The organism is Burkholderia sp. BCC0405 (assembly GCF_902833075.1).
GTDB lineage: Bacteria > Pseudomonadota > Gammaproteobacteria > Burkholderiales > Burkholderiaceae > Burkholderia.
On sequence record NZ_CADFEO010000005.1, the window covers coordinates 183,140 to 206,639 of the forward strand.

Sequence of the window (23,500 nt, forward strand, 5' to 3'; positions counted from 1 at the left end):
GTTCAGCTCCGATAGAGCGCACAGGCCCACGTCGCGCCCGCGCCGTAGGTCACGAAGAGGTTGAGCTGCCCGACCGGCATGCGGCCTTGCTCGCGCGCGAGGGCGAGCGCGACCGGAAACGCCGCACTGGCCATGTTGCCCAGCTGTTCGACGGAAATCATGCACCGCTCGCGGGGCAGCCCGAGTTGCCCGATGACCGCGTCGAGGATGCGCAGGTTCGGCTGGTGCGGTACGACCAGGCCGATATCCGACAGCGTCAGCCGGTGCTTGTCGAGCATCTGCCGGCACGCGTCGACGATGCGCCGCGTGGCGTCTTCGAACATCGGCGCGCCTTTCATCCGGAAATGGTGCCGGCCGGCCGCGATGTCGTCCTCGTCGATGAAGCGTGGGCGCCGCGCGCCGGGCGCTTCGGTGCTGAGCAGGTCGAACTGGGTGCCGTCGGCGCCGAGCGTCAGGTCGATCAGCCCGTGCGCCGGGTGGTTCGTCGCTTGCAGCAGCAGCGCGGCGGCGCCGTCGCTCAGCAGGATCGACAGATTGCGGCCCGCATTGCTGGTGTCGATTCGCCGCGACAGGGCCTCGGCGCAGATCAGCAGCACGTTGCGATACAGGCCGCTCGCGAGGAAATGGCGCGCGATCTCGATCCCGTAGAGCCCGCCGCTGCATTGCGCGCGGATATCGAAGCACGGAATCTCCCGCAATCCGAGCCGAGGCTGGATGTAGCACGCCTGCGACGGATCGTGATGATCCGGCGACAGCGTATTGACGATCAGCAGGTCGACGTCGTGCGCCGTGACGCCGGCGTCGGCCATCGCCCGTTCCGCGGCCGGGCACGCGAGATCCGCCAGATGCTGATCGGGGGCGAGATAGCGACGCGCCACGACGCCGGTTCGTTCGCGAATGAACGCGTCGCTGGTGTCGATCATGCCGGCGACTTCGTCGTTGCCGACGATCCGCTCCGGCAGCGCGTGGCCCATTCCGGCGATGACGAGTCTGGCGGTCATGTTTGCACCTCCTGCTCCGTCACGGCGGCGACGGCATCGCCCGCATCGGTCACGACGGTTTCGCCCCAGCGCCACAATTGCGCGCCGAAGCCCCAGCCTGCGCCGGCGCCGGCGATCACGACCAACGATCCCGGCCGGATCACGCCTTCCCGGATCGATTCGTACAGCGCATACGGCACGGCGGCCGACACGAGGCACGCGCAATCGGCCACGCGAATCACGTATTGGTCGGGCTGGAGCCCGAGCCGCTGTGCCCATGCGCGCACGAGCAGCGCCGACGGCTGATGGAACACCATCGCATCGACATCCGCGATGTCCGTACCGCTGCGGTGCAACAGCCGCTCGACGATATCGGGAATGGCCACGGGCATGAAGCGGGCGATCGCCTCCTGCGCTTCGGGCTTGAGCGTGAAATACACGCCGAACGGGTTGTCGGCGCCGGCTGCCGCGTCGTCGTCTGTCGCCGCCCGGGCGTGACGCCACTGCATCGTCACGAGGTCGTAGTGCGTTGCATCGCTGCGATACGCGGCATCCAGCCAATCGGCGCCGCCGGGATCGGCCGGCTCGGCGACGAGCACGGCCGCGGCCGCGCCATCGCCGAAGTTCGTCGACGATTTGCTGGTGTAGTCGACCACGGCCGACATGCGCTCCGTCGAACACACCAGCGCACGCTTCACCCGTCCCTGCTTGATGAGGTTGGCGGCGATCTGCAGTTGCAGCACGAAGCTCGCGCATTCCATCTCGACGTCGGCGTCGAGCGCGCGCGTGGCGCCGAGCCGGTCGCGCAGCACACGCGCAAGCCGTGGTGCGAAACGGCGCCGGCCGTCGGGCAGCGAGACGAACGGCGACGTCATGTTGAACAGCACCAGATCGAGTTCGGCGGCTTCCACGCCGGCACGGGCGAGTGCGTCGCGGGCCGTGCGCTCGGCCAGCGCAAGCTCGGATTCGCCGGCATCGGGATCGATCATGTAGCGCGATTCGATGCCCCAGAATTGCCACCATTCCGACGGAATGGGCTCGACGCCCGCGAACACGGGATCGTCGTTGGGCACCTGGCGTGCCGGCAGGCGGCAGGCGAGACTTGCGATTCGGACGTTGTGCACTGTCAGACCTCCATCATGCTGCAGGCGATGCGCGGCCGGAACGGATCCAGCGTCATCGCAACCACCGTACGTTCGTCGTCACGCAACGACACTGAATGTGCGACGCGGGACGAAAGCCACGCGGGCAACTGGAACGGGTTCGGGATGTCCGCCGAACCGGCGACGACATCGACGTGGAAATCGCGACCCGCGCCGCTGGCGATCGATGGCCATCCGCTCAGCCACGATTCGCAAAACAGCGGGGTGGCGCGCCGGCCGATGCGGCTCTGCATCGCGTCGGCCAGCGTGCGCACCGCGGTGGCCGCATTGGCCGGTTCGGCGTCGAACCGGCCGGTTGCGGGATCGAACCGGCTCTCGAAGCGGGCCAGCGACAGGGCGCCGTTCACGCGCCGGGCGGGAAGGGCGTCGAGCGTCGCGAACGGGGGCGCGTCGAGGTCCGCGTAGCGGCTGGCGTGGTCGCGGTCCTGGCCGGCAGGCGTCAGCACGATCGCTCCCGCACCGTCGGCGAAACCGCTCGTGGCCACCTGTTCGACGTCCGCGAGCGCCTCCGCGCGAACGACGAGCGCGCGTCGATAGCCGAGCTGTTTGCAATGGCTGTGCGCGAGATCGAGTGCGAGCGTCCAGTCCGCGTCGAGCAGATCGAACACGGCCGCGTGTCGCGCACGCAGGTCGCGCTGCACCGGGTGCGCCAGCCGCGGCCCGGCGATCGCCGGCGCGTCCGCCATCCGGCTGGGAGAAATCGACAGGCTGACGATCAGGTCCAGTTCCGACGGCAGGCAACCGGCTTGCCGCAGCGCCTGCCTGGCTGCCTTGATCGCGTAATCGTTGGCGCAGGATTGCGCGGTGGTTGCCGGGTCCGGAATGGCCACCGAGGCTCCGAGAATTTTCATAGGGCGTGTTCGTTCTGGACTGTTTGATTCTGGGGGCGCGTCGCGCCATGACCCGCCTGCCGGAGTACGGCGCGACGCAATTTGCCCGATTCGTTACGCGGCAAACCGCCGGCGTGATAGGTCACGCGATGCGGGCATTTGTACGGTGCGATCACGTTCTTGACGTGCTGCTGCAGTTGCGTCGTCAACGCCTCCGAGCCGCCGACGCCCGGTCGCAGCACCACATGCGCGCAGATGAGCGTGCCGCCCCATTCGTCGATCTGCCCGACGACGCCGCACTCGGCGATATCGGGATGGCGCAGCAGCACCTGCTCCACTTCGCCGGGAGACACCGTGTAGCCGGAGCTGATGATCATGTCGTCCGCGCGTGCCTGGTAGAACAGATAGCCGTCGTCGTCGAGGTAGGCGCTGTCGCCCGTCAGGTTCCAGCCGTGCTTGACGTAGTCGCGTTGCCGCGCGTCATTCAGGTAGCGGCACCCGGTCGGCCCCTGCACGGCCAGATAGCCGATTTCGTAGGGCGGCAGGCGTTGGCCGTGCTCGTCCACCACGGCCAGGCGGTAACCGGGCACCGCCTGGCCGATTGCGCCGTCCTTCGTGCCGGCGTCGCCGGTGGACGCGAAGATATGCAGCATCTCGGTCGACCCGATTCCGTCGATCAGGTGCAGGCCGGTGCGCGTGTGCCATGCGGCGCGCGTCCACGACGGGAGCGCCTCGCCCGCCGACACGCATTTGCGCAGGGACGATACGTCATGCCCGTCGAGATGGTCGAGCATGGCCCGATAGGCCGCCGGCGCCGTAAACAGGATGCTGACCCGATGCCGGCCGACGGCGGCCAGCAGCCGTTCCGGGCTCGCTTTCTGCAACAGCACGACGCTCGCGCCGACACTGATCGGAAACAGCAGCAGCGCGCCGAGGCCGAACGTAAACGCGAGCGGCGGCGACCCGCAGAAGACGTCATCGGCGCCGGGCTTGAGCACATGCTGCGGAAAGCAGTGGCAGGCCGCCATCACGTCGCGATGAAAATGGACGGTGGCCTTCGGTTCTCCGGTCGTCCCCGACGTGAACGCGATGAGGCAAGGATCGTCCGCGCGCGTGCCGGCGGCCGCGAATGTTGCCGAATAGCCGCCGAGCCAGCCCGCGTGCGGCTGCGTGTCGGTCGCTTCGTAGCGCCGGACGTCGCCGCGCCACTGCATGCGCGCCATCGCCGCGTCGAGCTCGGCGGACAGCCCGGCTTCGCAGATGACGTGCGTGACCCGGGCTCGCCCGATGATGGTCGACAGTTCTCCCGCACGCAGCTTCGGCATCGTCGCGACGGCCACGCCGCCGGCCTTGACCACGCCGAACCACGCGGCGGCCAGCATCGGGTGATTGGTGCCGTGCAACAGCACCCGGTTGCCGGCCACCAGGCCCGCATCGCGAACCAGCATGTTGGCGATCCGGTTGCCCGCATCGCGCAGTTCGCGATACGACCATGTGATGCCCGACTCGGTCCTGATCGCAACGCGATCGCCCCAGCCCCGTTCCTCGACGGCGGTATCCAGCAGCGCGGCGGCGCAATTGAGAAACGGCGGAAACTGCAGTCCCGGCAATTCAAAGACAAACGTCGGCCAATCTTCGGCAGGGGGCAGGTTCGCGCGGCAAAAGTCGTCCATTGTCAGCGCTCGCAAGAGTGTGAGTTTGAAGTCCGCGATAGCGGTGCGGCGCGGGGCGGGCCATGGGATCGGGCCTGTCCCGCGCAACCTGAATCGCGATGGCAAGGAGACGTGGTCGGGGCGACAGGCACAGGTCGCCGGGCGACGCACGGAGAACCCGGTCAATCACATGATGACTTGCCGGTTTTTGTGGATTTATTGTGTCTCATTTGATTTTAGAAATAAGCAACAATCGGACGATTTAATTCGGATTGATTGTTTCCTGAAATTAATCGACCGATCGGGTTGGTTTAAAAAGGTGCCGCAATCTTAACGGAACAAAAATTGGAAAGTAAATGGTCGGGCGGGTCGGAAATTTGAATTATTTGTTGAAATCGATTCCATTAATCATCGGCATTTCATTGAATTGGCCGTTTTTTGTTAACCATCCTGCGATTTGTTGACTTCGGTGAAATCGGGTTGTCGTGGCGCTGAATAAAGCCTCGGGGCGTTTACCAAGGCGAAACGGGCATCGCGTCGCGAAATGGATGGCCCCGCGCGAAAAGCGAAAGATCCGAGCTCTCGGGAACAGCGGGTCTTGAGTGGAGGTCTGGATGGAAAATCAGGGATTCGGGCGCCGGGGTCTCGGATTGCGCCCGTATGAATTTGTGTAATTGTATTAACGAATATTTTATTTATGGCGATAAATCCGAATGCCCGGATTCGAGAGTTCGAGCCCGCCCTGGCTGTCAAGTGTCGATAAATCTTTCGGCAATGTCCGCTTGAACATCGCAAGGATCTGCCGCACAGCCTTCGGCGGCAGCGTGATCGCATGGCGCACGGCCGCCGCGATCCGGATCGTCATCGGTTCGGCGAATGCGCTCCGTTGCGCATGCGGGGTGTCGGGCGCCACCGCGCCCAGCGCGTTCGCGAACAACCCCGCCAGAAACGCCGCTCGCGGCTGCGCTGCCGCGTCGGCACCAGCCGCGCGCGCGCCGGTGCGTCTGTTCTATCGTCCACGGTGCCCGTGCCGCGCACGCGCACGCCCTACGCATAAAACGCCGACGGCGACACGCCGAAATGCCGCTTGAACATCGCGGAGAACGCGCTCTGGCTGCTGTAGCCGTGATCCATCGCGACGGTCAGCACCTTCTCGCCGTGCGCGAGGCGCTTGAGCGCGAGCAGCAGCCGCGCCTGTTCGCGCCAGCGGCGGAAGCTGAGCCCCGTCTCGCGCCGGAACGCGCGATGGAGCGTGCGGACCGACAACCCGAGCAGGTCGGCCCATTCGGCGATCGTGCGCAGGTCGTCGGGCGCGGCGACGAGCGCGTCGCAGATCGTGCGCAGGCGCGGGTCGTGCGGCCACGGCAGGTACAGCGGCAGCAGCGGCGCGACCGTCACCTCGGCGAGCAGCAGGTGCATCAGGTGATCGTGGCGCGAGCCCGGCGCATAGTCGAGCGGGATGTCGACCGCGGCGAGGATCAGCTCGCGCAGCAGCGGATGCACTTCCACGACGCAGCTCCGCGCGGGCAGGTGCTCGACCGCGCCCGGCTCGACGAAGACGGTGCGCATCTGCACGTCGCCGCTCATCTGCACCGTGTGGTCGAGACCGGCTTCGAGCCACACGCCGCGCGTCGGCGGCACGACCCACGACGCGCCTTCGGACTGCACGTGCATCACGCCCTCGATCGCATAGAGCAGCTGCGCGCGGCGATGCCGGTGCGGCGCGATCGACGTGCCGTGCGCGTACGTCGCCGCCATTGCCGATACGGGCATCGGCGTCGATTCGAAGCGCAGGTGAGCACCGGGCGGGGTGGACTCGAGTGTCCGATTGGCGACAAGTCGTGACATTTTGGCGTGAGACAGGCAGTTGGACGAGCGGGCACGATGGCGTTCCCCTCCACGCCACACCCCTGTCAGGATATTAATCCGTCAAATGCGATGAACAAGTCCCCATTTCTGTTTCCTTTCTGCGCGATCGCGCTGTGGGCCGGCAACGTGGTCGTGTCGAAGCTGTCGGCGTCGACGATCGACCCGTCGGCGATCACCTTCTACCGGCTGCTGCTCGCCGTCGCGCTGATGAGCGTGTTCACGCTGCGCCCCGCGTGGCGCAACCGCGCGGCGCTCGCCGCGCACCTGCCGAAGCTCGCGGTGCTCGGCTTTCTCGCGATGGCGCTGTTCCAGAGCCTGTCCTACGAGGCCGCGAAAACGACCAGCGCCACCAACATGGCGATCATCACGGCGCTCGTGCCGCTGATGACGATGGCGCTCAGCTCGCTGCTGCTCGGCGATCCGCCGGGCGCCGGCATGGTCGGCGGCGGGGTGCTGTCGCTCGCGGGCGTCATCTACCTGATTGCCGAAGGGCATCCGACGACGATCGCCGCGCGCGGCGTGCAGGCGGGCGACCTGCTGATGCTGGCCGCGTCGGCCTCGTATGCGCTCTACGGCGTATTGCTCAAGCGCTGGCGCATCGGCGTGCTGCCGGCGTGGCAGTCGACCTATGTGCAGGCGCTTGCCGCGCTCGTGTTCATGGCGCCGATGCTGCTGCGGCTGCCCGCGCAGGCGGCGTGGCCCACGCGTGCGAGTGTGCCGCTGATCCTGTATGCCGGCGTGCTGGCGTCGGTGGTGCTGCCGTATCTGTGGATGCAGGGCGTGCGGCTGCTCGGCCCGAGCCGCTGCGCGATGTTCATGAACCTGCTGCCGGTGATGACGGCCGGCGGCGCAATCGTGCTGCTTGGCGAATCGCTGCGGCTTTATCACCTGGTCGGCGGCGGCGTCGCGCTGTTCGGCGTGGCGATCGCGCAGCGGTTCCCGTTTCAGGCAGGCGTGTCGCGGGGTGTCCGGCAATGAGCGGCGAGCGCGACATGCAGGACCTGGTCGCCGCGCTGCCGGACGGGCGCGCACCCATTGCCGTCGCGTCGCTCGCGCGCCAGCTCGAACGGATCGCGGCCGCGCTCGAAGCAATGGCGCCCGCCGGGCGGCCGGCGGCCGTCGATTTCGAGGCGGCCGTCGCGTTCCGCTGGCGCGGCTTCGGCGGCGGGCATCGGGCGGCGCCGCTCGAGCCGATCCCGTCGCCCGCGCTCGTCGCGTTCGACGCGCTGCGCAATGTCGGCCGGCAGGCGGCGATCGTCGAACGGAACACGCGGCAGTTCGTGCGCGGGTTCGCGGCCAATCACGTGCTGCTGACCGGTGCGCGCGGCACCGGCAAGTCGTCGATCGTGAAGGCGTGCCTGCACGCGTTCGCGGCGCACGGGTTGCGGCTGATCGAGGTCAGCAAGGAAGGGCTGAACGACCTGCCGGCGATCGTCGAGCTGGTGCGTGCGCGGCCCGAGCGCTACATCGTGTTTTGCGACGACCTGTCGTTCGAGGCGGGCGAGACCGGCTACAAGGGGCTGAAGACCGTGCTCGACGGATCGGTCGCGAGCGACCTGTCGAACGTGCTGGTGTACGCGACGTCCAATCGCCGCCACCTGATGCCCGAGCAGGCGAGCGACAACGCGAACGTGGCTCGCGCGGAGAATGGCGAGTTGCATCCCGGCGATGCGGTCGAGGAGCGGATCTCCTTGTCGGAGCGCTTCGGGATCTGGGTGACGTTCTACGGCTTCACGCAGGACGAATACCTGGCCGTCGTCGAGAGCCGTCTCGGCGCGGCAGGTTTCGATGCCGCGCGGATCCGCGCGGCGCGCGAGCCCGCGCTGCAGTGGGCGCTCGAACGCGGCGCGCGCTCGGGCCGCATCGCCGTGCAGTTCGCGCGTGATTATGCGGGGCGGCTTGCCGAGGAAGGCGGCGCGGATGCATACGAGACCGCGCGGCGCACGGGCTGAGCGCCGCGCTACAGCAGCCGCTCGGAGAGCACGCGGAACGCGACGTCGGGCACGACGAAGCACATCGGTTCGCCGGTGGCGCCGATGCGCGCGAGGAAGTCGCCGCCGCCCGCGGGCCCGACCGTCTTCAGCGGCCGGACCGCGTCGACGTCGATCGGCAGGTCGATCGACGCGTACGCAAGGCGGTCGCAGTCCGCGACATGGGCGACCGCCGCGTGCTGCAGCGACAGGGAGGCGACGGCATCGCGCCAGTCCTTGAAGAACGGCGCGAACGCGTCGGGCAGCGCTCGATCGTCCGATGCTTCGGCCACGCAGTGGAAGTCGGGCGCGCTGCCGCCGCTGCCCGCCAGCCGCGTGTCGTAGCGTCCGTCGCGCACGGCATGCGTGAAGCGCCGCGCGAGATGCGACGGCAGTGCATCGCTGAAGAGGCGGCTGCCGAGCGCATAGAGCGGGTGGTCGAACACGTTCTTCACGAACAACACCGTGCGGTCGGCCGGCATCCCGCCCGGCAGCGCATCGACGTAGAGCCGCCAGTTGCTCTGCAGCGGCGACGGAAACATGCGACGCAGCGGGCCTGCGACACGCGGGCCGAAGTGCCGGTGCGCATAGGTGAGCGTCGTCAACAGCGTGCGGCCGTCGCGGCTCGCGAGCGCGACGCCGCGCGGCACCAGGTGCGCGACGGCCGCGACATCGACAACCCACGTGCAATACACGACGTTCTCGACGTCGCTCGCGAGCTGAAGGAACGGCAGCCGCGACAGCAGCGCGCGGCGCGCGCGCAGCAGCGGGCCGCTCGCGACGATCCGGTTGGCAAGCCGGCCGATCAGGCCGGCGGACGGGTAAACGAAGGCGTTGTCGTGGCGCATGAGCGGCATTGTGCCGGGGTTGCCGCGCGGGTGGAAGTCGCGAGGCGGCGTCGCGCTGCCGAACCGGGCGCGGTGGCGGCCGCATCGATCGCGAGTAGAATTGCCGGCGCCGTGCCACGTGTCACGTGCATCGGCATCGCAGGGCCGCGCATCGCGAGACGAATTCAAGAACCCACACGTGTCCACGCCGGGAGGCAACCATGAATGATCTGGCGCAGCAATCCGAACCCGAGTTGATCGTGCGCGGCAGCCGTTTTGCGCTGCCGATGCTGGTGTTCGCGCTGGTCGTGATCGGCGGCGGCTGCATCTGGGCCGCCAGCGCGGATCCGTTTTTCAGCTTCACGACGTTCATCATGCCGTTCATCGGGGCGCTGGGCGGCCTTGGGTACATGTTCGTCATGACGCGCGCGGTGTTCTTCGCCGATACCTTCAAGGTGCAGCGGATCTCCGTGCCGTATCGCGATGTCGTCGAAGTGACGCGCGGCCCCTTCTCGCTGATCGTGCTTTATCGTGTCGCGACGCGGTCGGGCGGAAGCAAGGTACGCAAGGTCAGGCTGCCTTTTGTCGAAATGCGCGTCGACGACCGGAAAAAATGCCTCGAGATCCTGCGCAGGCACGCGCCGGACGCGTTCAAGACGGATATCGTCGCCTGAACGGCGGGCCGGGGCGGGGCGCGCCGTTCAGGCGGCCGATCCGCGGCGCCGGTTCCACCGACGGTGCGGCGTTGTCCGGGCGCTGGTTCGGGCAACCGGCCTTCGCTTGCGGCGCGCGCGGGCGAAAGCCGGTGTTCATGCGTCAGTACCCGGCGTCGCTGCCACCCTGATCGGTCACGATCGCCACCCCCGAGCTCGTGCCGAGCCGCGTCGCGCCGGCCTCGAGCATCGCCAGCGCGGCCGCGCGGTCGCGCACGCCGCCCGATGCCTTCACGCCGAGCACGGGGCCGACCGTGCGGCGCATCAGCGTGACATCCGCGAGCGTCGCGCCGCCGTGGCCGAACCCCGTCGATGTCTTCACGAACGCGACGCCGAGATCGCGGCACATCTCGCACACGCGCACCTTCTCGTCGTCGGTCAGCAGCCCCGTTTCGAGGATCACCTTGAGCGGTACCGCGCCGCACGCGCGGTGCACGGCGTCGATGTCGGCCTTCACGTCGTCGGCGCGGCCGCTCTTCAGCGCGCCGATATTGATCACCATGTCGATCTCGCCGGCGCCCGCCGCGATCGCGGCGGTTGCTTCAAATGCCTTGGCGGCCGACAGCCCCGCGCCGAGCGGAAAGCCGACCACGGCACAGACGAGCACGCCGGTGCCGGATAGCGCGCGCGCGGCGAGCGGCACGTTCGCCGAATTCACGCAGACCGAGTAAAAGCGATGCTCGGCCGCCTGGCGGCAGAGTTCGCGGATCTGCGCGTCGCTCGCGTCGGGCGCGAGCAGCGTGTGATCGATGGTTTGAGCGAGCTGGGCGTTGGAAAGCGGCATGTTTCAGGACTCCACGGAGCGTGTGCCGGACGGGCACACGTAAAGTTGATGTTTTCACATCGGTTTGTTACAAATACGACATTCCGGCCGGGCCTGCGCGCCCGGCACGACGAGCGACGGATGCGACGGGCACGCAGGATACTGGCATGGAAACGAAGAAAGGCGAACGGATCAAGACACTGATGAACGTGCTGCAAGGGCAGAATGCGATTCATCTGAGGGAAGTCGCCGAACTGTTCGGCGTCTCCGAAATGACGATCCGCCGCGATCTCGCGGACAACCCGCACGGCCTGAGCCTGATCGGCGGTTACGTGACGCGCCACTTCGCCGCGCAGCGCAGCGATATCGGCGAGTATGTGGTCAGCGCCGAGAACAACCGGCAGACCGAAGAGAAGCGCCGCATCGGCAAGCTGGCCGCGCAGTTCGTGACGACCGGCGACACGATCTTCGTCGACTGCGGCTCGACCACGCCGTTCGTCGTCGACTTCATTCCGGACGACCTCGAATTCACGGCGGTCTGCAATTCGCTGAACGTGTTCGCGAAGCTGCAGCAGAAGCCGCATTGCAGCGTGATCCTGTGCGGCGGCGCGTACCACCGCAAGAACATGGTGTTCGAGTCGGTGGCCGAAACGGGCATCCTCGACACGGTGCGCGTGTCGAAGGCGTTCATCTCCGCGGCCGGCGTGAGCGAACGCTGCGGCGTCACGTGCTTCAACTTCCACGAAGTCGACGCGAAGAAGAAGGTGATGGCGCGCGCGCAGAACCGCTTCCTGCTGGTCGACCACACGAAGTTCGACGAAGTGCGCGCGGCCTATTTCGCCGAACTGACCGACTTCAACTACGTGATCTCCGACGGGCAACTGAGCCGCCGCTACGAAACGGCGATCCGCGAACACGGGATCGCGCTCGTGACCTGACGCAACGCGGCCGCGCATCGCTTCACGCATTGCGCGCTTCCGCCGCGCTCAGGTAGCCGGTGACGACTTCGAAGCGTCGCGTCGCGCCCGGCGCGAGCATCGCCACATGGCCCTTGCGGCGTTCGGCTTCATAACCCTCCGGCTCGCAGGTCGACGGGAGCGCAAACGCGGCGACCTGTTGGTCCGCGTTGTGCAGGATCCAGCGCGTCGCATGCGGGAATTGCGCGGGGCGGTATGCCGTGTGGAATGCGCCGCCATCCGGATGCTCGAGCAGGAAATGTGCGACGCCGTTGGCATCCGTTGCCACGTCGTTCATGAAGAACACGATCTCCGGGTCGTACAGCGCGGGCGCATCGAGCGTGTGAAGCCGTTCCGGTTCGCGCGCGAGCGTGGCCGTATAGTCGCGCCACGCGGCGGTCGGCTTCACGTGCGCGGGTACGCTGTCGCGCAGCCGCACCCCGCCGCGCGGCAGCGGCTGCACAAAGCGGCCGCCCGGCACGTACGCATGGTTCAGGTGCGCCATGTACATCAGGTCCATCGGCGCGCCGCCGAGATTCGTGACGTCCATCGCGATCGTCATCCGCGCGTCGTGCTCGGCGAGCCGCACCGACGGGCGCGCCAGATAGTGGCTGCCGAAACCCTGGACGTATTCGTATTCGCCGGTCACTTCGACGAACGCACCGCGCGCATCCCCGCCGACCACAAGGCTTGCGCGATCCATCGGCGCGCACGGCATCTCGCCGTGCAGCGCATGCGTGTCGTCCGGCCCCGGGCAGCCGTTGCGCAGCAGCCCGCTGTGGAACATGAAGCAGCCGTACGTATCGATGATCGATGCCGCGCGCTTCGGCTGCCGGAACATGTGCTTCATCGTCAGGTCGCGGCCGTCGAACGCGGCGGCCCAGATCATCTGGCCGAGATACGGCAGCACGACGAGATGGCCGCGGCGGTTCTCGAGCTTCAGCGCCTCGACGCCGGACGGATACGCGAACGCGGTGACGACGAGCCCGTCGGTGCGGTACAGCGTGTGCGGCGTGTCGCGGAAGTCGTCGCGCCGCAGGTCGATTTCGCCTTGCATGCTCACGCTCCCGACGTGTTGCGGGGGGCGGCGTAGCGCGCGGGCGCGTTGCCGTCGGCGGCCGCGCCGGGCGTCGCGGCCGGCAGGTGGCGCAGGCAGTAGAAGCCGTAGTAGACGATCACGGCGAAGCACGCGAGCGGCACGACGAACGCGAGCTGCATGTTGCCGCCCGTGTGATCGGAAATCAGCCCCTGGATCAGCGGCACGACCGCGCCGCCGACGATGCTCATCACGAGGATCGAGCCGCCGTACTCGGTGTCCTTGCCGAGCCCGTCGATCGTGAGGCCGTAGATCGTCGGCCAGCACGGGCCGAGGAACACGCTCACGCCCACGGCCGCATAGACGGCCGTGATGTTGTGCACGCCGATCGTGTACGCGAGCAGCGCGATGCACAGGATACCGTAGACGATCAGCACCTTGGCCGGGCCGACGCGCTTCATCACGAGCGTGGCGACGAGCTTGCCGACGAAGAACGCGAAGAACGTGGCAAGCAGGTAGTGCGACGCACCGCGCTCCGTGAGGCCGCCGATCTGCATCGCCAGCCGGATCGTGAAGCTCCACACGCCGACCTGCGCGCCGACATACAGGAATTGCGCGACGACGCCCGCGACGAAACGCCGGTTGCCGAACAGGCGCGCAAGCGTGCCGCGCGCGTCGATCCGGTGCGTGGCCACGCTGGGGCCGTTGCCCTTGCAGGCCGGATAGGGCGTGAGCGCGAACACGATGAACACGGCGACGAGCACGACGATCAGCCATTTGTACGGCTCGAGCGTGGCCTGGATCATCGCGAGCTGGTGCACGCGGGCGTCGGCCGCCGACATCGCCGCGAGCTGCGCGTGCGACGCATCGCCTTCCTTGAAGATCAGGAAGCTGCCCATGTAGACGCCGGCCATCGCGCCGAACGGATAGAACGTCTGCGAGATGTTCAGCCGCCGCGTGCTGGTGTCGCGTGGGCCCATCAGCGTCGAATACGAGTTCGATGCGGTTTCGAGAAACGACAGGCCGGCCGCGATCACGAACAGCGCGACGAGGAACATCCCGTACTTCGCCATCGACGCGGCAGGGAAGAACAGCAGGCAGCCGGTCGTGTAGAGCAGCAGGCCGACCAGGATCGTCGTCTTGTAGCTGAACTTCTTCACGACGGTCGCGGCCGGAATCGCGAGGAAGAAGTAGCCGAGATAAAACGCGGATTGCACGAACGCCGATTCGAAATCGGATAGAAAGAACGACTTCTTGAACTGCGCGATCAGCACGTCGTTCAGGTTCGCCGCGGTGCCCCACAGCGCGAACAGGCAGCACAGCAGCGTGAACGCGAAGAGCGGCGTGCGGTTCAGGTAAAAGCCGTCGGGTGTGTGTTCGATTCTGGCTCGGCCCATGGGTGTCTCCTTCCCAATTGTCTCGTCGATGAAGGCGCCGTTCACATGCCGGCGTCGCGGAGGAAGCGTTCGAACGTCGCGGTGTCGGCGTACGACTTCTGCGTGCCGAGGCCGGTGACCGAATGCGCGGCGTACGCGGACGCGTAACGCATCGCGTCGAGCGCGTCGCGCGACGCGGCGTAGCAGCGCGCGAAGCAGCCGATATACGCGTCGCCGGCCCCCGTCGTGTCGCGCGCGTCGACCGGTACGCCCGGCACGTGCCGCACGCCGTCGCGCGATACCAGCAGCGAACCGTGGCTGCCGAGCGTGACGAGCACGTGCTTGAGCCCGCGTGCGACCAGCGCTTCGGCGGCGCGCGCCGCGGTGTCGCGCGAATCGACCGGCATGCCCGACACGATCGCGAGCTCGGTTTCGTTCGGCACGAAGAATTCGACGGTGCGGATCCGCTCGAAATCGAGATCGGCCACCGCGGGCGCGGGGTTCAGCAGCACCGGAATGCCGTGCCGCGCGCCGAATGCGATCGCGTGATAGACGGTGGCGAGCTCGATTTCGAGCTGCAGCACGATCAGTGCGCATTCGGCGAGCTGCGGTGCGGCTGCATCGATGTCGGCCGGCGTCAGGTGGCGGTTCGCGCCCTTGACGATCAGGATGCTGTTGCTCGAATCGGGTTCGACGAAGATCGGCGCGACGCCGCTCGGCACGCCGGCGACCTTGCGCACGTGCGTGGTGTCGATCCCTTCGCGCTCGAAGTTGCGGATCGTGTTGTCGGCGAAGACGTCGTCGCCGACCTTCGTGACCATCACGACGCGCGCGCCGAGGCGGGCGGCCGCGACGGCCTGGTTCGCCCCCTTGCCGCCGCAGCCGAGCGCGAAGTTCGGCGCTTCGAGCGTTTCGCTCCGGGCGGGCATGCGTGTGACATAAGTCACGAGGTCGACCATGTTGCTGCCGATGACGGCGATTGTCTCCATCTGGGTGTCTTCCTTGGTATGGGATGCGCCGCGTGCAGGGGCGGCGGCGGCGTGCGAGATGCGATAATAAAATCACATAAAATGTGAAAATGCAATCATATGGTGTTTTGGGGGTGACGCTTGTTGGGGAGGGGGAGGTGCAATATGGGGGCGGAACGGTGTTGGCCTACAACAGAGGTCGCACTGACGAGAAGGGAGCGGAAATGTGCAAAAGAGACCGCACCTCGCGTTTCACTATGTGGCAAACGGAGGAGGCTGATTGATATCAATCTCCTTTGTTTCCCTGCTACGTCAAGCGGGCTTGAGAGCCGGCAGGGGCGTGCAAAGATTGCCCGTCGAGGAAATCGATGAGTATCTCCGAGTTGATGTGCGCACTCAGTCGATGCGGCGACGGAAAACAAATGAATAGAGTCGATTGCATCGCAGCGCTGAAAGTGGCACAAGACGCCGGTTGTCAGCTCGTCGTCGGCGTACCGGTGCTCGGCGGGAGCTCGACCATGCCGTTGACGCCAAAGGAGGCGTATCGGCTCACGACGGACAAGCAAGCACTGTTTGCGGCGCTATCGCTGGCGATTGGACGCCTGCGGCTTGCCCTTGTCTTTCCATTTGCCTTACCTTAAAGTAAGGAGAAATGGAGGTGTCGCAATGACAGCAGCAACTATCACTTCAAAGGGGCAGGTCACCATTCCGGTGGACGTCCGCAATCAGCTTGGCCTGGAGTCCGGAGACCGGATCGAATTCAGCTTCAACGAGGCAACGGGCCGGTATGAAATCTACCCGGCCACGCGCTCGCTCGCATCGCTCAAGGGCATCGTGAAGAGGCCCGAGAAACCGGTGTCAATCGAGGACATGAATCGGGCCATCGCCGAACAGGGAGCGTCCGCGCGATGATCGGACTGGATACGAACGTGTTGGTCCGCTATTTCGCTCAAGACGATGCTGTGCAATCGAAGAAGGCGACCGTGCTGATGGAGTCGTTATCGGCGGAGCGTCCGGGATACGTTTCGCAGGTTGCGCTGGTCGAGGTTGTCTGGGTGCTTGGGCGTTGCTACGGCGTGGAGCGTGAACAGATAAAAGACATCGTCGACTCAATGATTGGCACGAAGGAACTGGCCGTCGAAGGCGCTGACACGGTGCGAAAAGCACTTCGCGCTTTTGCGGCATCCGCCAAGGCGGATTTCGCCGACTGCCTGATCGAGCGGTCGGCACGCGCCGCCGGGTGCGAGTACACGGCAACGTTCGACGTGGCTGCCTCAAAGGTCGCCGGCATGCGGTTGATAAAGTAATCGCGGCGCAAGCCGATGATCGATAAATACAACTGATTCAGATATTGCGAATATTTTTGTCGTCGAAACTATTCCTGAATATCCGCTTGCCAGTTCAATGATGGGAATGGTCGCCTCCCGCCACAGCGACCGTTCCAGCGCCTCGCCGCCGCAGGACGGGGGGCGAGGCGGCGCGCCGCGTGACGCATCGAATGCGTCATTCGTGCGTCGGGCGCGTCGGAGAAGGCAGCGTCGCGAAGTCCTGATGCAGGCTCGCCGCCGCGGCCACGGAAATTTTCGGATCCGGATGGTGCCGGGCCGTCTCGAAATCGCGCGCGGGCCCGACGGTCATCGAAGCCACGGCGTTGATCACCGACCCGGCCGCGGTGACCGCGGCGTCGCGATACTCTCCGCGCTGTACATGCTTGACCGCGTCCGTGCCGAACGACTTGCTTTCGGCCATGTGCGCGCCCGTATGCGTCTGCGTGCCTTGCGAGATGCCGTCGAGATTGCCCGCCACGCTGTTGTGCGAACCTTCCGTGATGCCGAACTGGCGGTCCTGCAGCACCGAGCTGACCTTAAACACGGCCGCCGAATAGTACGTCGCGTCCGGTTTCTCCATATGGCTGGCCGCCTGGTCCGTTACGTCCTTGCGGCGTGTATGTGGCGTCGACAGATCGTTCAGTCCGCTCAGCGTCGCGCCGCCCGTCGGTCGATCGTTCGAACGCCGGATCGACTGCGAATCGTCGCTCGACGAAGGGGTCTTGGCGTGATTGTCCAGATGCGCGGTGCTGCCGCCGGTGATTTTTGTCATGGTCGGTACCTTCGATCAAGAGGCGGAAAGTGCGTCGGGCGCCGCGGCGCTCGACGGCGAAATCGACGGGCCGCTCCGCCATCGGAACCGCATGACGGTCACTGCCGGTCGATGGAGGGATGATGCGCGTCTCGGCGGGCGTGACGGCCGGATACGCGAAGCGAGCGGCGCGAAAGCGAAACGTCGAGTGCGTGGATCGGAATCCGGTGGGCGCGGGTCGATCGCGTCGCGCAGCGCGCGCTTCTTCTACGACGTCGACGCATCCTTCGCATGAATGCCCGCGCGGAACCGCCTCGAACGTCGGCCGTCTCGATGGCGCTTGCCGTGCGAAAGCCATTGCCCTGCCTATCGGCCGGCCAGTTGCTTCACCTGCTGCGCGAGCCCCGCCAGCGAAATCTGCCCGCGCATCTCGCTCACGAAACTCCCCGCCAGCACCGCGACAATCAGCACCGCGACCGCGCCCTTGAGCGGCTGGCTGACCGACATCAGATCGAGCTTCTGCGCCGAGCGCGAGACGAACGCGAGGCCCAGGTCGACGAGCAGCAGCATCGCCATCATCGGTGTCGCGATCCGCGCGACCGTGTTCATCAGCATGTCGAGCCGCGCCTGCGCGAACATTTCGAGCAGCGGCGCGGGAACCGGGTTGAACGACCCGAGCGGCCACCACGCATACGATTCGTACAGCGCGCCGAGCAGGAACGTCATGCCGCCCAGCATCCAGAACGACGCGATCGTCAGTTGCCCGAGCAGCGTCGCCATCAGCGAAGTCTGCGTGCCCGAACTCGGGTTCTGCATCTGTACGTTGTTGAAGCCGGCGACATCGTCGACGTAGGTGCCGATCGCCTCGGCGGCCCAGAACACGGTGGAGGCCGCGATGCCGAGCACGAGCCCGATCACGGCTTCCTTCGCGCAAGCGATCACGAGGAACGCGCCGCGGAGCTGCGGGATCAGCGCCTGCTGTCCACATGCGACGAACAGGCACCAGATCGCGGCCGCGCCGCTGCGCAGCGGGCCTTTCAGCACGTTGTCGGCGGTCGCGGGCAGGATCGTCATGATCACGAGAAGCCGCTCGCTCGACAGCGCGAGCAGCACGATGAAGCCGATGAATTCGTCGCCCAGGTGCTGCAGCGGAAAGATGTCGTAGGTCGTCATGCGCATATCCAGGGCACGTTCCCGCGATGTCGAGCATGCATTCGCGGGGCCGGCCGTCATGGGCGGGAACAGGAATCAGGTCGAGGCCCGCACGGCCGCGAGCCGGCGTGCGAGCACGCCTTCCTCGATCTCCTCGTCCTGTACGTCTTCGGCAACTGCCTCGGCCGCGCACGCGAGCCGCCGGATCCGCTCGCGCACGACGTCGATCTGCGCGTCGTTGCGCGCGATCCGGCGTGCGGTCGCAGCGAGCTGCTCGGTCCTGGCCTGCAGCGCCGCATGCAGGCGAGCGCACTGCGCGCGCGCGAGCGTGTGTTCGTCGAGCAGCACGTCGCGATAGCGGCGACACGCCGCGTAATCGCCGATCGCAAACGCCGCATGGCCGGCCGCCATCGCGTCGACGCGCGCCGCATAGCGATTCGCCGCATCGAGCTTCGCGTGCGCGTGCGCTTCGCCCTGCGCGAGCTCGGCCGCCGCCGCGTCGCGTCCGGCGCGCTGCGCGGCCTGCTCGGTACGCAGCTTCGCGCCGCGCTGTTCGCGCCGCGCCAGCAGCGTCTCGAAGGCGCGCTGTGTCCGGTTCCTCATTGGACGAGCGCGTGCAGCGCGGCGAGTGTCGTGTCGGGCGGCGCGTACTCGTCGGTGCGCTGGTTGAGGAACGTGCGGATCCGGTCGATCTTCGCGACCGCTTCGTCGGCTGCCGGGTCGCTGCCCGCCTGGTATTCGCCGAGCTGCAGCAGCGTTTCGATCTCGCGGTGCTTCGCGAGCAACTGGCGCAGCCGGCCGGCCGCGCCGACGTGCTCGCGCGTGGCGATCTGCGGCATGATCCGCGACAGGCTGCCGAGCACGTCGATCGCCGGATACTGGTTGCGCGCGGCGATCTCGCGCGACAGGATGATGTGGCCGTCGAGAATCCCGCGCACTTCCTCGGCGATCGGGTCGCTGCCGGAATCGTCTTCGGCGAGCACCGTGTAGAGCGCGGTGATCGAGCCTTGCTCGCCCATCCCGGTGCGCTCGAGCAGGCGCGGCAGTTCGGCGAACACGGAAGGCGGGAAGCCGCGCCGCGCGGGTGGCTCGCCGGCCGCGAGGCCGATCTCGCGCCCGGCGCGCGCGAAGCGCGTCAGCGAATCCATCATCAGCAGCACGCGCTTGCCCTGGTCGCGGAAATATTCGGCGATCGCGGTCGCCGCGTACGCGGCCTTCGCACGCTCGATCGACGAGCGGTCGGACGTCGCGCACACGACCACCGAGCGCGCCATGCCGTCCTTGCCCATGATCAGCTCGACGAACTCGCGCACTTCGCGGCCGCGCTCGCCGATCAGCGCGATCACGTTGATGTCGCACGACGCGCCGCGCGCGAACATCCCGAGCAGCGTGCTCTTGCCGACGCCGGCCGGCGCGAAGATCCCCATCCGCTGGCCTTCGCCGAGCGTGATCAGGCCGTCGACGATCCGCACGCCGGTCGCGAGCGACGCGTCCACCATCCGCCGCGACATCGGGTTCGGCGGCGGCGCGAGCACGGGGCGCAGCGCGTCGTAGTCGAGCGGGCCGCGCCCGTCGATCGGCTCGCCGAAGCTGTCGATCACGCGGCCGAGGATGCCGTTGCCGACCTTCACCGACAGCGGCCGCCGCAAGCCGATCACGCGCGTGCCGCGATTGATCTCGCCGAGCGTGCCGAACGGCGACAGCAGCGCGACGTTGCGCGTGAAGCCGACGACTTCCGCATGCTGGAGCAGTGCGCCCGACGCGCTGCGCAGCTCGCACAGCTCGCCGAGCGTCGCTTCGAGGCCGACGACGCGCACGAGCGTGCCGATCACCTCGAGCACCTTGCCCGTCATGCCGACGGCAGGCTCGATCGCAAGCCGCGCGGCCATCGCGTCGGCGACGCGGGACAAATCGGTCAGTGCGTTCATGGGCGGCTCGCGTCGTCGAGCGCGCGGCCGAGTGCCGCGCGGATCGCGTTCAGTTGCGTGTCGAGGCTCGCGTCGACGGTGCCGAAGTCGGATTCGCACACGCAGGTGCCGCACGCGACGCGCGGCTCGACGACGACCTCGACCGGCACGTTGCGCCCTTGCCGGCGCCACGCGTCGGCGAGCAGCCCGAACTGCTCGCGCGCGGCGTCGTAGTCGGCGTCGCACACGCGCACCGTCAGATAGCTTGCGCCGGCGACGACGCGCTCGACCGTCTCCGCCGCGCGCGCGAACAGACCGCGCGCGTCCTCCGCGCGCACCATCTGCTGGACGGCCGCGGCGACGAGCTCCGCGAGCCGTTCGCGCATTTTGTCGCGCACGCGCCGCTCCTGCTCGAACGAGTCGGCCGCCTGCGCGTGCCAGTCGGCGATCGCCTGCGCGCGGCCCGCGTCGTAGCCGCGCGCATATGCGCTGTCGTGCTCGCGCCGCGCGGCTTCGACGAGCGCGCCGGCCTGCGCGCGCGCGTCGGCGCCGATCCGTTCGGCTTCGTCGCGGGCCGCGCGCAGCACCGCGTCGCGTTCGGCCGCGAGCGCGTCGAGCGCAGCGTCGAGTGCCTGAACGGTCTCGAACGCGTCGCGCCGCAGCACGCCGTGCGGCGCGTCGATGCAGAGATCGTCGGTGAGCGGAACCTGCCGGTTTTTCAGCCAAAAAGCCATGACCACTCCGGAAACAGCGACGGCAGGCGCGCGAGCAGCGTCGCGCCGTCCGTGTCCGCCGCCGCGTGTTCGATCCACGGCGGGCGGGCGGTGTCGCGCGGCAACGCGTGGCGCACGATGCGCATCGGCCCCGCCGGCGCCCAGGCCCGTTCGCGTTCGAACAGGCACCAGCCTTCCCACGCGATGTCGTCGCCGGACAGTTGCGCGAGCGGCGCGGCCGGCTCGCGGCGATCGAGATCGGTCGCGCGCGGCGCGTCGGGTAACGCCGCGAGCGCGTTGCAGCCGTCGGCGCCGACCCAGCCGGCGAGCCGCTCGCGGCTCGCACGGTCGATCCAGTGGCGCAGCTCGGTGCGCCGGCGCAGCAGCGCACGCACGCGCAGCAGCCGCAGCGTGTCGGCGACCGGCAGCGCGGCGAGCCGGTCAGCACGCGCATCGAAACCGTCGAGCGACGGCGACGTCGCGCCAAGCGTGCGCAACAGCAGCAGCGAGCACGCGGCGCGCAGCGCGGGCGCATGCGCGCGCGTCGTCGCGACGAGCGGCGCGAGCGCGCCGTGCCAGCTCGGGTGAACCCAGTCGGCCGCGCGTCGCGCGTTCGCGTCGTAGCCGGCGAGCCACGCGGCCCGCGCCGCGACGCTCGCGATCGGCGCACCGCCGCTCATCGCGCACCAGCCTGTTGCGGCGCGGCCGCGGCCTGCGCGTCGTTGCCGCCGCGCAGCCGCGCGGCCAGCCCGCCCACGCCCGCGCCGCCGCGCTTGCGCGCGCGCCACGCCAGCACACCGCCCGCGGCCGCGAGCACGATGCACGCGAGGAGGGCGATCAGCAGGCCGGCGAGCGTCGCGCCGCCGGACTTCTGCGCGCTCGGCTGCGCGGCCGACACGAGGTCGACCGGATCGGCGGCGACCGACGTGACGCTCACTTCGTCGTACGTCAGACCCTCGACGCTATGGACGACGAGGTTCTTGATCTGCGGCGTCAGCGTCGCGAGATTCGCGTTCGGCCGGTACTTGATGAACACCGACGCCGACGACGGCTTCGCGACCTGTGCGAGCGGATCGTTGTTCGGCAGCACGATGTGCACGCGCGCGACGACGACCCCGTCGATTTTCGACAGCGTGTCCGACAGCTCCTGCGACACGCCGTAGATGAACCGCACGCGCTCCTCGGTCGGCGTCGACACGAGGCCGTCCTTCTTGAACAGCGCGCCGAGATCGTCGTAGCGCGTCGCGGGCAGCCCGCGCGCGCGCAGCACTTCCATCGCCCTGACGATCTGCTTGTCGTCGACGGCAAGCGTCCACGTCTTGCCGCCGTCGGGCGTCTTCTTCTGCGCGTCGACACCGTTCTGCAGCAGCGCGGCCATCATCTCGTTGCAGTCGCGCTCGGCGAGGCCGCCGTACAGCTCCTGCTGGCAACCGGCGACGAGCGCCGCGCACGCGAGCAATGCGGCAAGCCGGGCCGCGCGGCGGCCGCCGGCGGCGATCGGGGAAGGGAGTCGTTCCATGGTCACTGGTTCTTCATCAGGGAGCCGATCGCGTCCTTCGTCGACGTGACGACGCCCATCTTCGCCTGCAGGTCGATCTGCATCGCGGTCGCCTCGGCCGACGCCTGGATCGACGCCGCGAACATCTGGTTCATCGACAGTTCGTCCGCGTGCTGGCTCAGGTAGGCGGTGTTGTCGAGCACCTGCTTGATCGCGGCGTCCGACGTCTCGACGAGCTTCGACACGGCGCTTGCTTCGCGCGAATGCGCGACGGGCGGCGTCGGCGTCGCATTCGACATCAGCGCCTGGAAACGGCTGGCGACGTCTGCCGGGACGTCGGGCGCCGGCGCGGCGGCCGCGCCGGCCGGCGCCGCCGCCGCGTCGGAGAACGCGACGTCGAGCGCGCGGGTCAGGTCGACCGGGGAAAGCGGGGCATTCATGCGAGCCTCCTCGTCAGAGACGCAGATATTGCTGATGCGCGAACGCGGCCTGTGCATCGAAGCCGCCCGCCGGGTTCGCGGGCGGCGCATCGGGCATGTCGCCGCTGCCCGCCGCGGCCGATTCAGGAAGCGCCCAGACACCCGTGCGATCCGCGTGCTCCTTCGCGAGCATCACGTCGTGCTGCCGCTCGAGCGCGCGCACGAGCGCGACCGCCTGCGCGGGGCTGCCGGCCGCGAGCACCTCGTCGGCGGCGATCCGCCATTCCGGATCGCGCTTCAGTTGCAGCGCGAATGCGAGCAGCGCCTTGCCGTAGATCGCGTTCGTCGTGCCGTTCGCGATCTCCGCGAACACGCGCACCGCGTCGTCGAAGTTGCCGAGCGCGACGTGCAGCATGCCGTCGAACATGTCGGCGGCGGGCAGTTGCGGCGCGAGCACGCGCAGCGCGTCGATCAGCAGGCCGATGTCGTACGGATCGGCGGCCGGGCCGTCGAGCGCGCCGCCGAGCGCGAGGTTCGCGGCGTCGATCAGTTCGTTCAGCGCCGCTTGGTTGCATCGCAGATAGGTCGGCCGGGATTCGTCCATGGTGTGCGCTCCGTGTCGCCGCGCG

General features: G+C 67.8%; 26 protein-coding genes and 2 pseudogenes. 8 read left to right on the forward strand and 20 right to left on the reverse strand.

Annotation, left to right across the window (positions count from 1 at the left end; all coding sequences use genetic code 11):
* Positions 1–2: 2 nt before the first annotated feature.
* From HWX36_RS10195 to HWX36_RS10220, 6 genes and pseudogenes are all read right to left on the reverse strand, one after another.
* Positions 3–1,001 (reverse strand): ketoacyl-ACP synthase III, encoded by a 999-nt coding sequence (locus HWX36_RS10195; protein WP_175951975.1) that lies wholly within the window; start codon positions 999–1,001, stop codon positions 3–5.
* Positions 998–2,128 carry a 3-oxoacyl-ACP synthase III family protein gene (locus HWX36_RS10200; protein ID WP_175952178.1) on the reverse strand — a complete coding sequence of 377 codons (1,131 nt, stop codon included), beginning with the start codon at positions 2,126–2,128 and terminating at the stop codon, positions 998–1,000. Before HWX36_RS10200 ends, HWX36_RS10195 begins: the two co-directional genes overlap by 4 nt.
* The gene (locus HWX36_RS10205) at positions 2,107–2,994 is read right to left on the reverse strand and encodes a hypothetical protein (protein WP_175951976.1); all 888 of its coding nucleotides are present in this window, start codon (positions 2,992–2,994) and stop codon (positions 2,107–2,109) included. Before HWX36_RS10205 ends, HWX36_RS10200 begins: the two co-directional genes overlap by 22 nt.
* Positions 2,991–4,646, reverse strand: a complete 1,656-nt coding sequence (locus HWX36_RS10210) for an AMP-binding protein (RefSeq protein ID WP_175951977.1) — start codon at positions 4,644–4,646, stop codon at positions 2,991–2,993. Before HWX36_RS10210 ends, HWX36_RS10205 begins: the two co-directional genes overlap by 4 nt.
* Positions 4,647–5,316: 670 nt before the next feature.
* Positions 5,317–5,577: pseudogene (locus tag HWX36_RS10215) on the reverse strand (hypothetical protein); the annotation flags it as partial.
* Between the two features lie 95 nt (positions 5,578–5,672).
* Entirely contained in the window at positions 5,673–6,473 is an 801-nt protein-coding gene (locus HWX36_RS10220) for a helix-turn-helix transcriptional regulator (protein ID WP_175951978.1), read from the reverse strand.
* Positions 6,474–6,563: 90 nt separating this feature from the next.
* Here HWX36_RS10220 and HWX36_RS10225 point away from each other — a divergent pair, with 90 nt between their 5' ends.
* Positions 6,564–7,472, forward strand: coding sequence for a DMT family transporter (locus HWX36_RS10225; protein WP_175951979.1), 909 nt, complete (start codon positions 6,564–6,566; stop codon positions 7,470–7,472).
* Positions 7,469–8,446 carry an ATP-binding protein gene (locus HWX36_RS10230; protein WP_175951980.1) on the forward strand — a complete coding sequence of 326 codons (978 nt, stop codon included), beginning with the start codon at positions 7,469–7,471 and terminating at the stop codon, positions 8,444–8,446. The genes HWX36_RS10225 and HWX36_RS10230 overlap by 4 nt, the downstream gene beginning before the upstream one ends.
* Positions 8,447–8,454: 8 nt before the next feature.
* On the opposite strand, the gene HWX36_RS10235 is transcribed toward HWX36_RS10230, so the two are convergent.
* Positions 8,455–9,321 (reverse strand): DUF2071 domain-containing protein, encoded by an 867-nt coding sequence (locus tag HWX36_RS10235; protein ID WP_175951981.1) that lies wholly within the window; start codon positions 9,319–9,321, stop codon positions 8,455–8,457.
* Positions 9,322–9,512: 191 nt separating this feature from the next.
* Here HWX36_RS10235 and HWX36_RS10240 point away from each other — a divergent pair, with 191 nt between their 5' ends.
* Positions 9,513–9,965: a hypothetical protein gene (locus HWX36_RS10240; RefSeq protein ID WP_175951982.1), complete on the forward strand. Its 453-nt coding sequence runs from the start codon at positions 9,513–9,515 to the stop codon at positions 9,963–9,965.
* 142 nt (positions 9,966–10,107) lie between these two features.
* Here the strand turns inward: HWX36_RS10240 and deoC are convergent, their stop codons facing one another.
* Complete coding sequence (gene deoC, locus HWX36_RS10245) at positions 10,108–10,788, reverse strand: deoxyribose-phosphate aldolase (protein ID WP_175951983.1); 681 nt, start codon at positions 10,786–10,788, stop codon at positions 10,108–10,110.
* Between the two features lie 146 nt (positions 10,789–10,934).
* On the opposite strand from deoC, the gene deoR reads away from it, so the two are divergent.
* On the forward strand, positions 10,935–11,705 hold the full coding sequence (gene deoR, locus HWX36_RS10250) for a DNA-binding transcriptional repressor DeoR (protein WP_175951984.1): 771 nt from the start codon (positions 10,935–10,937) through the stop codon (positions 11,703–11,705).
* Between the two features lie 22 nt (positions 11,706–11,727).
* Here the strand turns inward: deoR and HWX36_RS10255 are convergent, their stop codons facing one another.
* The 3 genes from HWX36_RS10255 to rbsK are packed head-to-tail and all read right to left on the reverse strand — an operon-like array spanning position 11,728 to position 15,124.
* Positions 11,728–12,780: an aldose 1-epimerase family protein gene (locus tag HWX36_RS10255; RefSeq protein ID WP_175951985.1), complete on the reverse strand. Its 1,053-nt coding sequence runs from the start codon at positions 12,778–12,780 to the stop codon at positions 11,728–11,730.
* A 2-nt stretch (positions 12,781–12,782) separates the two neighbouring features.
* On the reverse strand, positions 12,783–14,156 hold the full coding sequence (gene fucP / locus HWX36_RS10260; protein WP_175951986.1) for an L-fucose:H+ symporter permease: 1,374 nt from the start codon (positions 14,154–14,156) through the stop codon (positions 12,783–12,785).
* A gap of 41 nt (positions 14,157–14,197) precedes the next feature.
* Positions 14,198–15,124: a ribokinase gene (gene rbsK / locus HWX36_RS10265; RefSeq protein ID WP_175951987.1), complete on the reverse strand. Its 927-nt coding sequence runs from the start codon at positions 15,122–15,124 to the stop codon at positions 14,198–14,200.
* A 347-nt stretch (positions 15,125–15,471) separates the two neighbouring features.
* Between rbsK and HWX36_RS10270 the strand changes: the two genes are divergently transcribed.
* The 3 genes from HWX36_RS10270 to HWX36_RS10280 are packed head-to-tail and all read left to right on the forward strand — an operon-like array spanning position 15,472 to position 16,410.
* A complete protein-coding gene (locus HWX36_RS10270) occupies positions 15,472–15,744 on the forward strand; it encodes a hypothetical protein (RefSeq protein WP_175951988.1) in 273 nt (90 codons plus the stop codon).
* A gap of 25 nt (positions 15,745–15,769) precedes the next feature.
* Positions 15,770–16,015 carry an AbrB/MazE/SpoVT family DNA-binding domain-containing protein gene (locus HWX36_RS10275; RefSeq protein ID WP_175951989.1) on the forward strand — a complete coding sequence of 82 codons (246 nt, stop codon included), beginning with the start codon at positions 15,770–15,772 and terminating at the stop codon, positions 16,013–16,015.
* Positions 16,012–16,410: a type II toxin-antitoxin system VapC family toxin gene (locus HWX36_RS10280; RefSeq protein WP_175951990.1), complete on the forward strand. Its 399-nt coding sequence runs from the start codon at positions 16,012–16,014 to the stop codon at positions 16,408–16,410. The genes HWX36_RS10275 and HWX36_RS10280 overlap by 4 nt, the downstream gene beginning before the upstream one ends.
* Before the next feature lie 196 nt (positions 16,411–16,606).
* Here the strand turns inward: HWX36_RS10280 and HWX36_RS10285 are convergent, their stop codons facing one another.
* Positions 16,607–17,203 (reverse strand): hypothetical protein, encoded by a 597-nt coding sequence (locus tag HWX36_RS10285; protein WP_175951991.1) that lies wholly within the window; start codon positions 17,201–17,203, stop codon positions 16,607–16,609.
* On the opposite strand from HWX36_RS10285, the gene HWX36_RS10290 reads away from it, so the two are divergent.
* Entirely contained in the window at positions 17,202–17,477 is a 276-nt protein-coding gene (locus HWX36_RS10290) for a hypothetical protein (protein WP_175951992.1), read from the forward strand. The genes HWX36_RS10285 and HWX36_RS10290 overlap by 2 nt on opposite strands.
* A 74-nt stretch (positions 17,478–17,551) precedes the next feature.
* Here the strand turns inward: HWX36_RS10290 and sctT are convergent.
* From sctT to HWX36_RS10330, 8 genes and pseudogenes are all read right to left on the reverse strand, one after another.
* Positions 17,552–18,355: pseudogene (sctT, locus tag HWX36_RS10295) on the reverse strand (type III secretion system export apparatus subunit SctT); the annotation flags it as partial.
* A 75-nt stretch (positions 18,356–18,430) separates the two neighbouring features.
* The gene (locus HWX36_RS10300; RefSeq protein WP_175951994.1) at positions 18,431–18,937 is read right to left on the reverse strand and encodes a type III secretion protein HrpB7; all 507 of its coding nucleotides are present in this window, start codon (positions 18,935–18,937) and stop codon (positions 18,431–18,433) included.
* Positions 18,934–20,262 (reverse strand): type III secretion system ATPase SctN, encoded by a 1,329-nt coding sequence (gene sctN / locus HWX36_RS10305; RefSeq protein ID WP_175951995.1) that lies wholly within the window; start codon positions 20,260–20,262, stop codon positions 18,934–18,936. Before sctN ends, HWX36_RS10300 begins: the two co-directional genes overlap by 4 nt.
* Entirely contained in the window at positions 20,259–20,975 is a 717-nt protein-coding gene (sctL, locus tag HWX36_RS10310) for a type III secretion system stator protein SctL (RefSeq protein WP_175951996.1), read from the reverse strand. The genes sctN and sctL overlap by 4 nt, the downstream gene beginning before the upstream one ends.
* Positions 20,960–21,634 (reverse strand): type III secretion protein HrpB4, encoded by a 675-nt coding sequence (locus HWX36_RS10315; RefSeq protein WP_175951997.1) that lies wholly within the window; start codon positions 21,632–21,634, stop codon positions 20,960–20,962. Before HWX36_RS10315 ends, sctL begins: the two co-directional genes overlap by 16 nt.
* Positions 21,631–22,473, reverse strand: coding sequence for a type III secretion inner membrane ring lipoprotein SctJ (gene sctJ / locus HWX36_RS10320; protein ID WP_175951998.1), 843 nt, complete (start codon positions 22,471–22,473; stop codon positions 21,631–21,633). Before sctJ ends, HWX36_RS10315 begins: the two co-directional genes overlap by 4 nt.
* Before the next feature lie 2 nt (positions 22,474–22,475).
* Positions 22,476–22,892, reverse strand: a complete 417-nt coding sequence (locus HWX36_RS10325) for a type III secretion protein HrpB2 (RefSeq protein WP_175951999.1) — start codon at positions 22,890–22,892, stop codon at positions 22,476–22,478.
* 13 nt (positions 22,893–22,905) lie between these two features.
* Entirely contained in the window at positions 22,906–23,475 is a 570-nt protein-coding gene (locus HWX36_RS10330; RefSeq protein WP_175952000.1) for an HrpB1 family type III secretion system apparatus protein, read from the reverse strand.
* Between the last annotated feature and the right edge of the window lie 25 nt (positions 23,476–23,500).